Source organism: Sedimentitalea sediminis (assembly GCF_042687825.1).
In the GTDB taxonomy this organism is placed as follows: domain Bacteria; phylum Pseudomonadota; class Alphaproteobacteria; order Rhodobacterales; family Rhodobacteraceae; genus Sedimentitalea.
Genome location: NZ_JBHUQE010000003.1, coordinates 195,922 through 208,036 on the forward strand (window position 1 = coordinate 195,922; position 12,115 = coordinate 208,036).

Below are 12,115 nucleotides of genomic sequence, written 5' to 3' on the forward strand. Positions count from 1 at the left end.
GGCGCGGCAGCCGGGATCGTTCAGGTAAGCGCGCAAGGAGCGACAGGTGACCGGGTCAACACGGGTCGTGGCGGTTCTGGGGCCGACCAACACGGGCAAGACGCATTACGCCATCGAGCGGATGCTGGGACACCGCACCGGGGTGATCGGCCTGCCGCTGCGCCTGCTGGCGCGCGAAGTCTATGACCGGATTGTCGCGATTCGCGGACCCTCGGTGGTGGCGCTGGTCACCGGCGAGGAACGCATCGCGCCGCCGCGCACGAAATACTGGGTCTGTACCGTGGAAGCGATGCCCGAAGGCATGGGGTGCGATTTTCTGGCGGTGGACGAGATCCAGCTCTGCGCCGATCCCGAGCGCGGCCATGTGTTCACCGACCGGCTGCTGCGCGCGCGCGGCTTGCAGGAAACCCTGTTTTTAGGCAGCGACACCATGCGCGGACCGATCCGGGCGCTGGTGCCCGAGGCTCAGTTCCAGAGCCGCGAGCGGATGTCGCAACTGGTCTATGCCGGCGCGAAAAAGATCAGCCGCATGCCGGCGCGCAGCGCGATCGTCGGGTTCTCGGTGGAAAGCGTCTATGCCATCGCCGAACTGATCCGCCGGCAAAAGGGCGGCGCGGCGGTGGTGATGGGGGCGCTGTCGCCGCGCACCCGCAATGCCCAGGTGGCGCTGTATCAGAATGGCGAGGTGGACTATCTGGTCGCCACCGACGCCATCGGCATGGGGCTGAACCTGGATATCGACCATGTCGCCTTTTCGTCCCTGACCAAGTTCGACGGCCGCCGCATGCGTCCTCTGGCGCCCAACGAACTGGCGCAGATCGCCGGACGCGCCGGGCGCGGCATGTCCAACGGCAGTTTCGGTGTCACCGGCGAGGCGCCGCCGCTGGATGACGGCGTGGCGCAGGCGATCATGGATCACCGGTTCACGCCGCTGAGCAAGTTGAACTGGCGCAGCGCCGCGCTGGATTTCGGCAGTATCGACCGGCTGATCCGGGCGCTGGAGGTGGCCCCGGAGAACGAACATCTGGTCAAGGCCCGCGAGGCCGACGATCTGGGGGCGCTGAAATCGCTGGCCCAGATCGACGAGGTTGCCGCGCGCGCCTCGGACCCGGCCTCGGTGCGGCTGTTGTGGGATGTCTGCCGCATTCCGGATTTCCGGGGCATCAGCCATGCCGAACATGCCGGGCTGCTGGAAACCATCTTTGGCCACCTGCATCAGACCGGGCAAGTGCCCGACGATTGGCTGGCGCGCCAGATCCGGCGCATCGACCGGACCGATGGCGATATCGACACGCTGAGCAAACGATTGGCATTTATCCGCACATGGACCTATGTGGCGCAGCGCAAGGGCTGGACCCGTGACGAAAGCCATTGGCGCGGGCAAACCCGCGCTGTAGAAGACAGGGTGTCGGACGCGCTGCACGAGCGCCTGACACAAAGATTTGTGGACCGGCGCACATCCGTGCTCTTGCGCCGGCTCAAGCAAAAGGAGGCCCTTTTGGCCGAAGTGAACGACAAGGGTGAAGTGACCGTCGAAGGCGAATATGTCGGACGGTTGGAAGGGTTCCGGTTTTCCGCCGACAAGACCGCTGCGGCGGGGGCCGAGGAAAAGGCGGTCAAGACCGCGTCGCTGCAAGCGCTGGCGCCGCAGTTCCATCTGCGCGCCGACCGTTTTTACAACGCGCCCGATACCGAGATCGACTATACCGAACAGGGCGGACTGATGTGGGGTGAACACGCGGTCGGCAAGCTGGTCGCCGGCGCCGAGCCGCTGAAGCCGCAGGTCGAGGTCTTCGTCGACGAATCCGCCGGCCCCGACGTGGCGCAAAAGGTGCAGCGGCGTCTGCAGCATTTCATCGACCGCAAGGTGGCCGCCTTGTTAGAGCCGCTGCTGAACCTGCAGCGCGACGAGGAACTGTCCGGCCTGGCCCGCGGCTTTGCCTATCGTATGGTCGAGGCGCTGGGCGTGCTGCCCCGCGCCGAGATCGCTCAGGAGGTCAAGGAACTGGACCAGGATGCGCGCGGCGCCCTGCGCAAGCACGGCATCCGGTTCGGTCAGTTCACCATCTTCATGCCGCTGCTGCTGAAACCGGCCCCGACGCGGCTGCGCCTGGTTCTGTGGGCGCTGGCCAAGGGGTTGCAGGAATTTCCCGAGGCGCCGCCGCCCGGCTTGGTCACCGTGCCCGCCACGGGCGACGCGCCCGAAGGCTATCTCGCCATGTGCGGATACCGTGCCGCCGGAGAGCGGGCGCTGCGCATCGACATGCTGGAACGCCTGGCCGACATGCTGCGGGTCGAGGACAGTCGGGGCGGGTTCGAGGCCAAGCCCGACATGCTGTCGATCACCGGCACCACGCTGGAGCAGTTTGCCGATCTGATGCGGGGGTTGGGCTACAAGGCCGAGCGCGGCGAACGTATCAAGGTCAAGGCACCTGCTGCCGAGCCTGCCCCGGCAACAGTCGGTAATGCGAAACCGCCAGAGGCCGCCGCCGAGACCGTGGAGCCGGCCACTGACAGCCCGACGCCAAAGGATGCGGCCAGCGATACCGCCCCCGCAGCCGCGCCGGCTGAAACCGATGCGCCTGTTGCGGAGGAACCGGTCGCGACGGCGCTGAAAGAATCAGGCCCGTCCGTCCCGGGCGAACCCGATGCGACCGCCCCGGCTGAAACCGATGCGCCCGTTCCGGTTGATGTAGATACGCCCGTTCCGGTCGATGTAGATGCGCCCGTTCCGGTTGATGTAGATACGCCCGTTCCGGTCGATGTAGATGCGCCCGTTCCGGTCGACACATCCAAGGCGGAACCCGAGATGGAGGTGTTTTATACCTTTACATGGGGGCGTCAGCCAGGTGTTTCCCGAGGGCGCGGGCAGCGCACTGGCAACAAGTTCCAGGGCAAAGGGGCTGGCAAGGGGCCGGGCAAAGGCAAGGGCAAGCCGCGCGGCAAGGGGCCGCAACGCGACGGTGATCGCGGTGGTCAGAAAGCCAAGACCTTTACTGCCCGTCCGCCCAGGCCGGAAAAGAAGATCGATCCGGACAACCCCTTTGCCGCCGCGCTGATGGGGCTGAAGGACAACAAGTAGCGGTGTCCTGCGCCTCGGCACAGCGGTTGCGGCTGGACAAATGGCTGTGGCAGGCGCGGTTCTTCAAGACCCGCAGCCTGGCGGCGCGCCAGGTCAGCGGCGGCCATGTGCGGGTGAATGGTGCGCGGGTGACCAAACCCGCCTGTGCCGTCGGTGCCGGCGACGTGCTGACCTTTGCCCAGGCCCGGCAGGTACGGGTGGTGCGGATCGCGGCGCTGGGCGTTCGCCGCGGTCCGGCCAGCGAGGCGCAGACCCTGTACGAGGACCTGTCGCCACCCGAGCCGCTGGAACCGGCGCCGGTCCGGGTCGGCGGGCGTCCGACGAAAAAAGCCCGGCGGGCACTGGACGCGCTGCGCGACGACTAGCCTTGGACAGGGTGTTCTTGCTGCGTGCCGATTGCCGGAATTCGGTCCTTTTGTGCCGCCCTGGCGCGGAGCCTGAGGCCGAATGACGTCTTGAAGAACCGGCGGGGCTGATTTAGCAAGGCCGCCAAAGCGTGAACCGGAAAGCCGATCATGACCTATATCGTCAACGACAACTGCATTGCCTGCAAATACACCGACTGCGTCGAAGTCTGTCCCGTGGATTGCTTCTATGAGGGTGAGAACATGCTGGTGATCCACCCGGACGAATGCATCGACTGCGGCGTCTGTGAACCGGAATGCCCGGCCGATGCGATTCGTCCGGACACCGAACCGGACATGGACAAATGGGTTGAATTCAATCGCAAATACTCGGAAATGTGGCCGGTCATCATCACCAAGAAGGATCCGCTGCCCGAAGCCGAAGACCGAGACGGCGAATCCGGCAAGCTGGAAAAGTACTTTTCCGAGGCGCCGGGCGAGGGCGGCTGACCGAATCGCTGCCCGGCTCCGGAGCGAATCAGCAGGCTTTGAGATAAGTCGCTGAAATACATCACTGAACCAAAAGTTTCCGTCAGGTCCACTTTCGGTCTCTGCGCTTTTGTGCTATATTTTCGTCATAAATGGTGTCAATGACCGGAACCGTCTTGTGTATAGGGCGGTACAGCTAGCCAAGATTGACCGTCAGACGGGGCATGCGATTGTCCCGCTGCGGCTTTTTGCGGTCAGCGCCGGTGGCAAGCAAGGAACACATGTATGACCAAAACGAAAAAGCTGGATTTCCGTCCCAATGAATATGTCGTCTATCCCGCGCACGGCGTCGGACAGATCGTTTCGGTCGAGGAGCAGGAAGTCGCCGGCATCAAGCTGGAGCTGTTCGTGATCTCTTTCGAGAAAGACAAGATGACGCTGAGGGTGCCGACGGACAAGGCCACAGAGATCGGCATGCGCTCGCTCAGTTCGCCCGATGTCATTACCAAGGCGATGACCACGCTCAAGGGCAAGGCCAAGGTCAAGCGGGCCATGTGGTCGCGCCGGGCGCAGGAGTATGAGCAGAAAATCAACTCGGGCGATCTGATCGCGATCGCCGAGGTGGTGCGCGACCTGCACCGCACCGACGATCAGCGCGAGCAGAGCTATTCCGAACGCCAGCTTTATGAGGCGGCGCTGGAACGGCTGACCCGCGAGGTCGCCGCCGTTGGCGGGGGCGACGAGACCCTGGCCGCCAAGCAGGTCGACGATGTGCTGATGTCGCGCGCGGCCTGAACCGACCACGAGACAGCTGCAAGGCCGCGCCCGCCGGGCGCGGCTTTTTTGTGCCCAAGGCAGCGTGGGTGTCGGTTTGATTGCAAGGCGCTCGCCGGTCGGGCAGAAACGATCGCATGACAGACCGTGTTGCGCAAAATTGGATCGACCGGGTGATCTTGGATCTGGGACGCCAGATGCGCTGGTCGTTCCTGCCGCCGCTGATGATCTATTTTTCCTATGGCGTTTCGGGGCTGACAGCGATTGTCGGCACCTTCTTCGTCAAGGATTATCTGGGCCTGTCCGCGGCCTTTCTGGCCGGCATCGCGTTCTGGGCCGGGCTGCCCTGGGCGCTGAAGATGCCGCTGGGGCACCTGGTCGACCTGATCTGGCGGTTCAAGGCGCTGCTGGTCTATCTGGGCGCCGGGCTGATCGCCGCCAGCCTGCTGATCATGTATCTGCTGATCACGCAGCCCGCGCGAATGGCCGGTCTGCTGCCGATCGAGGTCTGGTACGTGACCAGCGCGCTGCTGGCGCCCTGCGGTTATGTCATCCAGGACGCGGTGGCCGATGCCATGTCAGTCGAGGCCGTACCGAAGTACCAGCCGGACGGCGCGCCGGTTCCGCCGGATCAGTCCAAGGCGATGCACACGACGATGCAGACGCTGGGACGGTTCTCTCTGATCAGCGGCACGGTGGCAGTGGCGTTGCTGAACATTTTCATGTTTTCCGGCGCCGAGGAACTGGCCGAGACGGAAAAGGCCGCGATCTATGCCCGCATCTATCTGATCGCGCTGGCCATTCCACTGATTTCGATTTCCGGCGTGCTGCTGGCGGCGATCCAGAAACGCAGGCTGCGCCGCCGGTTGCATCGTCAGGGCAAGTCGCCGGACGAGGTCGAGATCGCGCTGGGGCGGGCCGGGGAAGAGGTCGCGCCGAACCACTGGTATTTCACCGGCGGTCTGGTGTTCGTCCTGTTGTCGCTGGCCATCGGGTTGTCCGATCTGGCCTATTCCCAAGAGATCGTGTTTGCCGGGTCTATGGCCATCGTGCTGTTCCTGATGCGCCAACTGATCGCGGCGCTGGATCCGGTCAAGGCGCGGGCGCTGATCGGCACCGCGATCATCATCTTTGTGTTTCGCGCCGTGCCTCTGCCGGGGCAGGGCGCGACATGGTTCGAGATCGACGTTCTGGGCTTTGACGAGCAGTTTCTGTCGGTGCTCTCGCTGATCACCTCGGTCCTGACACTGGCCGGGATCATCCTGTTGCGTCCGCTGATGGCGCAAAAGCCGATCACGTTCATCGTCATTCTGCTGACGCTGGTGGCGGGCATCCTGTCGCTGCCCAATATCGGCTTGTTCTACGGGCTGCATCACTGGACGGCGGCGTTGACCGGCGGCATCGTCGATGCCCGGTTCATCGCGATCATGGACACGGCAGTGGAATCGCCGCTGGGGCAGGTGGCGATGATTCCGATGCTGGCCTGGATTGCCCGCAACGCGCCGACGCATCTCAAGGCGACCTTTTTCGCGGTGATGGCCTCGTTCACCAATCTGGCCCTGTCCGCCAGCGCGCTGGCGACGAAATATCTGAACCAGATTTTCGTCATCACCCGCGAGGTGCGCGACCGCGCGACGGATCTGATCACGGTGCCGGCGGATTATTCGCAATTGGGCTGGCTGCTGATCACCGTGGCGGGGCTGGGTGTGGCCCTGCCGCTGATCACCATCGCGCTGGTGCAGTCGTCGCGTCTGAGAACCACGGATTAGACGGCGCAGAGGGCCAGCAGGGCGGCAAGCTCGGCGAGCTGTTGCGCCGCCCCCAGAATGTCGCCGGTCTGCCCGCCGATCCGGGCGCGGGCCACCAGCGCCAGAACGCAGACGGCCAGCAACACCGTCAGCACCGGCGCCAGAACTGGCGGTCCCACTGCCAGCCAGCCCAGTCCGAAGCCCAGCACCACGGACAGGGACACGCTGTTGTGAGTCGGTGCACCTACCTGACGTGACAACCCGCCGGCACGGGCCGGCGGCAGCGCCCGCATCAGCACCGGCAGTCCCGCCCGCGAAAGAACTGCGGCAGCCACAACCGGCGCGCCGCCCTGCGGCATCAGAACGGTCAGGGCGGCCCAGCGCAGACCGACGGTCAGAACCAGCGCCAGCACGCCATAGGTGCCGATGGCGCTGTCTTTCATGATTTCAAGCCGCCGTTCCGGCGTCCACCCGCCCCAAAGCCCGTCGGCAGTGTCGGCCAGGCCGTCCTCGTGCATGGCACCGGTGGCCAGGATCTGCACCGCCAGTACCAGACCCGCCGCGACCGGTGCCGGCAGTCCCAGCGCCAGTGCTGCCAGCCCGGCGGCACCGGCCAGCACTCCGACGACCGCCCCGACCAGCGGAAAGGCCCAGACGGCCCCGGCCTGACACTCAAAGGCGGCGCGCGGCAGGCGCGGCATCGGCAGGCGGGTCATCAGGGTCAGCGCCAGCACAAGATCGGTCAGGGCCGTGCGGGCTGTGTCGACTTTACGCATCGGCGGGCCTTTCCGGGTCTTGTGGTGAACGGTGCAGTGTTTAAACACCGGGGGCAGACCCGATGCAATGAGGCTTGTATGCTGCCCGATCTGACCGACCTGACCATGTTCCGCGCCGCGCTGGCTGACGCGCCGGCTGCCGATGTCCCAGCCCGCCAGGGGGCCGAGGCGCGAAACGGTCAGTTGACCAAGCCGCCGGGCGCACTGGGCCGGCTAGAGGATCTGGCGATCTGGTATGCCGGCTGGCGCGGCGATCCGCGGCCGCAGATCACGGCGCCGCAGGTCATCGTCTTTGCCGGCAATCACGGCGTGACCGCGCAGGGCGTGTCGGCCTTTCCCGCCGAAGTCACCGTACAGATGGTGGCCAATTTCCAGCATGGCGGGGCTGCGATCAACCAACTGGCAAAAGCGGCCGGGGCACGGATGGACGTGCATGCGCTGGAACTGGAGCGGCCGACCGGCGATTTCACCGAGACAGACGCAATGACCGAGGCCGATTGCCTGGCCGCATTGCAGGCCGGCTGGACGGCGGTGGACCCGGCGGCGGATCTGCTGGTGGTGGGCGAGATGGGGATCGGCAACACCACCTCGGCGGCGGCGATCTGCCACGCGCTGTTCGGCGGGGCGGCGGCGGACTGGACCGGGCGCGGCACCGGTGTCGACGATGCCGGGCTGCAACTCAAGACCGACGTTGTCGCCCGTGGCGTCGCCCGGCACGGGGCAGACCGCCCGGACGGGATGCAGGTGCTGGCGCGGCTGGGCGGGCGCGAGATTGCCGCCATGGCGGGCGCGATCGCCGCAGCCCGGCAGTTGCGCATCCCGGTCATTCTCGACGGTTTCATCTGCGGCGCGGCGGCGGCCTGTCTGCAGGACATCGCGACCGGTGCGCTGGATCACGCGGTGGCGGGCCATCTCAGCGCTGAGGGCGCCCATGGCCGGCTGTTGCAGCAGCTGGACAAGACGCCGCTGCTGACCCTGGGCCTGCGGCTGGGCGAAGGGTCCGGGGGCGCGCTGGCCATCAACATCCTGAAATCGGCCGTCGCCTGCCACAGCGGCATGGCGACTTTTGCCGAGGCGGGTGTCAGCGATGCCTGACGCCGGTTGATGCCTGACGCCTGTTGCGGTCGTGCGGCGCATGAACCCGGCCCATTGTGCGTGACCGGGCGGTACCGCGTGCGGAACAGGCAAACCGACCGGCGCCGCGACGGGAGGAGAACTCAGGCCGATTTCTTGTCTTTCTCGTTCTCGCGATTCAGCAGTGCGATCTCCAGTTCCTTTTCCAGTTCCTTGGCGCGGGCGACATAGGCGGCGTTTTCGCGCGCCGGAACGTTCGGATCCCAGACTTCGGCCAGTTGCTGCACCGCATAGCGGTCATGGGCATAGAACGTGCGTTCGGCGCTGTCGGCCTCGAACTCGCTGAGCCCGACATTTTCCAGCACATAGCGCCCGGCGCGCAGACTGCTGTCAAAGGTCTCGCGCACGATGTCGTCGGCCCCGGCCCGGTACAGGTGATAGACATGATTGCGATCATAGGCGCGGGCGATGATGTGCAGGTCCGGGCGTTCGCGGCGGGCAAAGGCGACCAAGCGGGTCACTGCGTCCTTGTCGTTCATCGCCGCCACCAGCACGCGTGCCTTGGCCAGACCCGCGGCCTTGAGCAGTTCCGGTCGGGTGGGATCGCCCAGAAAGCCTTTGAAGCCGTAGCGGCGCATCAGCTGGATGGTCTCCATGTTGCTGTCCAGCACCACCGTCTTGAAGCCGCTGGCCTGGACCAGACGGTTCACGATCTGCCCGAACCGGCCAATGCCGGCGATGATCACCGGCCCCTGTTCGTCGATGGCGTCCGGCTCATAGCTGGGCCCGCCATCGCGCATGCGGCTCGAGATGAAATCGTAGAATATGAACAGCAGCGGCGTGATCAGCATCGACAGCGCGATGATCAGCAACAGCTTTTCCGAGACCGCGATCGGGATGACGTGCTGCTGCACCGAAAAGGCGATCAGAACGAACCCGAATTCACCGGCCTGGGCCAGGCTGAGAGTGAACAGCCAGCGATTGTGCCCTTTCAGGCCAAAGGCCCGACCGAGCAGGTAAAGGATCAGCCCTTTGGCCACGATCACCAGCAGGGCCAGCCCGATCAGATCACCGGGTTCGGCAAAGAACAGGCCGAAATTAATGCCTGCTCCGACCGTGATAAAGAACAGTCCCAGCAACAGCCCCTTGAACGGTTCAAGGTCGCTTTCCAGTTCGTGCCGGAACTCGCTGTTGGCCAGAACCACGCCGGCCAGAAACGCGCCAAGGGCGGGCGACAGGCCAACCAGCGTCATCAGGAACGAGATGCCGACGACGATCATCAGCGCCAGCGCGGTGTACATCTCGCGCAGGCGCGAGGCGTGGATGTAGCGAAAGACCGGGCGCGTCAGATATATCCCCGCCAGCACCACCGCCGCGACCGCGCCGATGGTCACCAGGGTGACCCCCCAACCCGGCAACCCTTCGACCAGCGACAGGGTCTTGCCATGATGTTCGGCATCCGCGGTCAACCGTTCGATCGAGCCATCGCCCCGGATCATCGCCACCGGCGCGGCGGCCAGCAGCGGCAGGAAAGCCAGGATCGGGATCACCGCGATATCCTGGGTCAGCAGAACGGAAAACGCTGATCGGCCGCCGCCGGTCTGCATCAACCCCTTTTCCGACAGGGTTTGCAGCACGATCGCGGTCGAGGACAGCGACAGCGCCAACCCGATCGCCAGCGCCACGGACCAGTCCTGACCCGCCGCCATCGCGGCCACCATCAGCGCCAGGGTGCTGATCAGGATCTGCAATCCGCCTAGTCCGATCAGCCGGTGTCGCATGTCCCAAAGCGCGCGCGGTTCCAGTTCGAGTCCGATCAGGAACAGCATCATCACGACGCCAAACTCGGCAAAATGCTGCAATTCCTGGGTTTCGCTGCCGACAAGACCCAGGATCGGGCCGATAATGATGCCGGCGGCCAGATAGCCCAGCACCGAGCCCAGCCCCAGCCGTGCCGCAATCGGCACCGCGATGACGGCGGCGGCCAGATAGATCGAGGCCTGATAAAGAAATGCTTCCATGTGGCGGGATGTCCTTTCAGAACCGCATTGGGTCAGGTGGGCAGAGGCGCGTCGCGTTTCAATTGATCCATGACGATCTGGCTGTGCACCCGGGCAACGGCAGGATGCGGCAGCAGCACGTCGTGGATCAGGCTGTTCAGGGCGGGCAGGTCATCGCAATAGACACGCAGCAGATAATCGGCTTCGCCGGTCATCGTCCAGGCGCTGGTGATCTCGCAGCGCGCCCGCACAAGGCGGGCAAAGCTTTTGGACTGTTCCGGCCCGTGGCTCGACAGTTGGACCTGCACAAAGCCCTGAACCCGCAGCCCCAGCCGCACGGGATCCAGCCGCGCCGAATAGCCCTGGATGTATCCGTCGACTTCCAGCCGCTGGCGCCGGCGGCCGGCCTGGCTGGGCGACAGGTTCAACATTTCGCCCAATTGCTGGGCCGTCAGATGCGCATCCTGTTGCAGCGCGGCCAGCAGACGGGTGTCGGTCGAATCCAGCATATGCGGGTTTTCCTCGGTTTGGTCATACCTAGTGCAGTTTTTCCGCACATCCAACAGGTGGCCCCATGCAAAACGCGCAGATGGCGCATCGGAATCGCACTATATGATGTCTTAGCGAACAGTATAACCGACAGGAGACGCAACCATGGGTCCTTTTCCGCATAACGCGCCGAAATCCGAGATCACCGCCGAGAATCCGGCCGGCACGGACGGATTCGAATTCGTCGAGTTCGCGCATCCGGAGCCCGAGGAACTTCGGACGCTGTTCGCGCGCATGGGATATGCGCTGACCGCACGCCACAAGCGCAAGAATATCGAACTGTGGCAGCAGGGCGACATCACCTATGTGCTGAATGCCGACCCGAACAGCTTTGCCGCGCGCTTTGTCGCCGAACACGGTCCCTGTGCGCCGTCGATGGGCTGGCGTGTGGTCGATGCCAAACATGCGTTCGATCACGCGGTTTCCAAAGGCGCCGAACCCTACGAGGGCGACGACAAGACGATGGATGTGCCGGCGATCAAGGGCATCGGCGGCAGTCTGATCTATTTCATCGACCAGTATTACGAAACCAGCCCCTACAACACCGAATTCGAATGGTTAGCCCCGTCCAAGCCGCGCGGCGTCGGGTTCCACTATCTCGACCACCTCACGCACAACGTGTTCAAGGGCAACATGGACAAATGGTTCCGGTTCTACGGTGATCTGTTCAACTTCAAGGAAATCCGGTTTTTCGACATCGAAGGCAAATTCACCGGGCTGTTCAGCCGTGCGCTGACCTCGCCCTGCGGCCGCATTCGTATTCCGATCAACGAGGATCGCGGAGAAACCGGCCAGATCGTCGCCTATCTGAAAAAATACAAGGGCGAGGGCATTCAGCACATCGCCGTGGGCACCGACGACATCTATGCCAGCACCGATGCGATCGCGGAGAGGGGCATAAAGTTCATGCCCGGGCCGCCGGCAACCTATTACCAGCTCAGCAAGGATCGTGTCGCGGGTCACGACGAGCCACTGGACCGGATGCAGAAACACGGTATCCTGATCGACGGCGAAGGTGTCGTGGACGGCGGCGAAACCAGGATCCTGCTGCAGATCTTCAGCAAGACGGTGATCGGGCCGATCTTTTTCGAGTTCATCCAGCGCAAGGGCGATGACGGGTTCGGCGAAGGCAATTTCAAGGCGCTCTTCGAAAGCATCGAGCAGGAACAGATCGACAGCGGTGAACTGGCCGCGCCATAGTTTGGGAGGACGGCGACCGGAGGAGGGTCGCCGGAACGGAGGGGCGCCGCAGGCTTTTTGACCTGCGGCGCCATTTTTT

The 12,115-nt window shown here is 64.4% G+C and carries 10 protein-coding genes; 7 read left to right on the top strand and 3 right to left on the bottom strand.

Annotation, left to right across the window (positions count from 1 at the left end; translation table 11 throughout):
• Window positions 1-46 precede the first annotated feature (46 nt).
• From ACFMPD_RS04205 to ACFMPD_RS04225, 5 genes are all read left to right on the top strand, one after another.
• A complete protein-coding gene (locus ACFMPD_RS04205; protein ID WP_380992113.1) occupies window positions 47-3,082 on the top strand; it encodes a helicase-related protein in 3,036 nt (1,011 codons plus the stop codon).
• Between the two features lie 2 nt (window positions 3,083-3,084).
• Window positions 3,085-3,447 carry an RNA-binding S4 domain-containing protein gene (locus ACFMPD_RS04210; RefSeq protein ID WP_380992115.1) on the top strand — a complete coding sequence of 121 codons (363 nt, stop codon included), beginning with the start codon at window positions 3,085-3,087 and terminating at the stop codon, window positions 3,445-3,447.
• A gap of 150 nt (window positions 3,448-3,597) precedes the next feature.
• Window positions 3,598-3,936 carry a ferredoxin FdxA gene (fdxA, locus tag ACFMPD_RS04215; RefSeq protein ID WP_380992117.1) on the top strand — a complete coding sequence of 113 codons (339 nt, stop codon included), beginning with the start codon at window positions 3,598-3,600 and terminating at the stop codon, window positions 3,934-3,936.
• A 264-nt stretch (window positions 3,937-4,200) separates the two neighbouring features.
• Entirely contained in the window at window positions 4,201-4,710 is a 510-nt protein-coding gene (locus tag ACFMPD_RS04220) for a CarD family transcriptional regulator (RefSeq protein ID WP_380992119.1), read from the top strand.
• 116 nt (window positions 4,711-4,826) lie between these two features.
• A complete protein-coding gene (locus tag ACFMPD_RS04225; protein ID WP_380992121.1) occupies window positions 4,827-6,458 on the top strand; it encodes an MFS transporter in 1,632 nt (543 codons plus the stop codon).
• Here the strand turns inward: ACFMPD_RS04225 and cobS are convergent.
• On the bottom strand, window positions 6,455-7,213 hold the full coding sequence (gene cobS / locus ACFMPD_RS04230; RefSeq protein WP_380992123.1) for an adenosylcobinamide-GDP ribazoletransferase: 759 nt from the start codon (window positions 7,211-7,213) through the stop codon (window positions 6,455-6,457). The two genes, ACFMPD_RS04225 and cobS, sit on opposite strands and share 4 nt — an antisense overlap.
• Window positions 7,214-7,291: 78 nt before the next feature.
• Between cobS and cobT the strand changes: the two genes are divergently transcribed.
• Window positions 7,292-8,308: a nicotinate-nucleotide--dimethylbenzimidazole phosphoribosyltransferase gene (gene cobT, locus ACFMPD_RS04235; protein WP_380992125.1), complete on the top strand. Its 1,017-nt coding sequence runs from the start codon at window positions 7,292-7,294 to the stop codon at window positions 8,306-8,308.
• 122 nt (window positions 8,309-8,430) lie between these two features.
• On the opposite strand, the gene ACFMPD_RS04240 is transcribed toward cobT, so the two are convergent.
• A complete protein-coding gene (locus ACFMPD_RS04240; protein WP_380992127.1) occupies window positions 8,431-10,308 on the bottom strand; it encodes a monovalent cation:proton antiporter-2 (CPA2) family protein in 1,878 nt (625 codons plus the stop codon).
• Between the two features lie 32 nt (window positions 10,309-10,340).
• Window positions 10,341-10,796, bottom strand: coding sequence for an Lrp/AsnC family transcriptional regulator (locus tag ACFMPD_RS04245; RefSeq protein WP_380992129.1), 456 nt, complete (start codon window positions 10,794-10,796; stop codon window positions 10,341-10,343).
• Window positions 10,797-10,941: 145 nt separating this feature from the next.
• On the opposite strand from ACFMPD_RS04245, the gene hppD reads away from it, so the two are divergent.
• A complete protein-coding gene (gene hppD / locus ACFMPD_RS04250) occupies window positions 10,942-12,036 on the top strand; it encodes a 4-hydroxyphenylpyruvate dioxygenase (protein WP_380992131.1) in 1,095 nt (364 codons plus the stop codon).
• Window positions 12,037-12,115: the final 79 nt, after the last annotated feature.

Coding starts and splice junctions, on each gene's coding strand:
- fdxA (WP_380992117.1), top strand. CDS start 3,598: ATGACCTATATCGTCAACGACAACTGCATTGCCTGCAAATACACCGAC.
- ACFMPD_RS04220 (WP_380992119.1), top strand. CDS start 4,201: ATGACCAAAACGAAAAAGCTGGATTTCCGTCCCAATGAATATGTCGTC.
- ACFMPD_RS04225 (WP_380992121.1), top strand. CDS start 4,827: ATGACAGACCGTGTTGCGCAAAATTGGATCGACCGGGTGATCTTGGAT.
- cobS (WP_380992123.1), bottom strand. CDS start 7,213: ATGCGTAAAGTCGACACAGCCCGCACGGCCCTGACCGATCTTGTGCTG.
- cobT (WP_380992125.1), top strand. CDS start 7,292: ATGCTGCCCGATCTGACCGACCTGACCATGTTCCGCGCCGCGCTGGCT.
- ACFMPD_RS04240 (WP_380992127.1), bottom strand. CDS start 10,308: ATGGAAGCATTTCTTTATCAGGCCTCGATCTATCTGGCCGCCGCCGTC.
- ACFMPD_RS04245 (WP_380992129.1), bottom strand. CDS start 10,796: ATGCTGGATTCGACCGACACCCGTCTGCTGGCCGCGCTGCAACAGGAT.
- hppD (WP_380992131.1), top strand. CDS start 10,942: ATGGGTCCTTTTCCGCATAACGCGCCGAAATCCGAGATCACCGCCGAG.